1 protein-coding gene is annotated in these 706 nt (G+C 40.2%); it reads right to left on the bottom strand.

What is annotated here, in order from left to right; genetic code table 11:
- The coding region (locus RM529_RS17645) for a DUF3875 domain-containing protein (protein ID WP_311486043.1) at positions 1-647 on the bottom strand (647 nt) is incomplete at its 3' end.
- Positions 648-706 lie beyond the last annotated feature (59 nt).

Genomic DNA, 706 nt, shown 5'->3' with positions numbered 1-706 from the left:
AAGCACAGTTCGCTGTTGATGGCCAGGGCATCAAAATAATTTTCTCCAATATTGACGCTTTTCTTATCTAAAAGGATATCGGTATCAAAACCCTCGTTGAAGCCATTGAAATAACCATTGGTCAGTTGCTCAATTCCTTTCGCCTCAAGCGGAAGGAATTCCATTTTGCGACTATTGTTGATGAAGGAAACAGAATCACTTACCGAACCGATAAAGCGCTGCACAGAATCGTCAAGTTCCCTGATAATACTCTTGGAAATCTTACGAAATGGATTGACATATTTTGGATTGTTGAGCGCTCTATTCTTGGTCAGAATAAAGAACAGGAGGCAGCGGTGTTCCATATACTCGCGTCCTTTAAAATGATCGTGGGTCGCTTTTTCCAAAAAGGTAGAATTGGCCAATTGCTCCGAAGAGTAGGACTTCTTTAGATAAATATCCTGTTTGTGAACCACCGTGCCAACAGACAACGATTTTAGAGCCTGAAACCAAGCACCGTGCATATCTTCAAAATCTTTTTCTGATAAAGAATATATTTCGGGCAGGTTGCCTTCATAGCACAAGACCACATTACCATTGTTGGCAAAAATGATATTGTCCTGAATATCCGCGATGGGTTTGTATGATGAAAGATTAATCTTGTTCATAATCGATTCCGGAGTTTCTTTTGTTACTGATAATTTTTGGGAAGGCCTTGGCCATCTGA

The sequence above is a fragment of the Autumnicola edwardsiae genome (assembly GCF_031846505.1).
Classification (GTDB): Bacteria; Bacteroidota; Bacteroidia; order Flavobacteriales; family Flavobacteriaceae; genus Autumnicola; species Autumnicola edwardsiae.
This window is presented reverse-complemented; position numbering and strand designations above follow the sequence as displayed.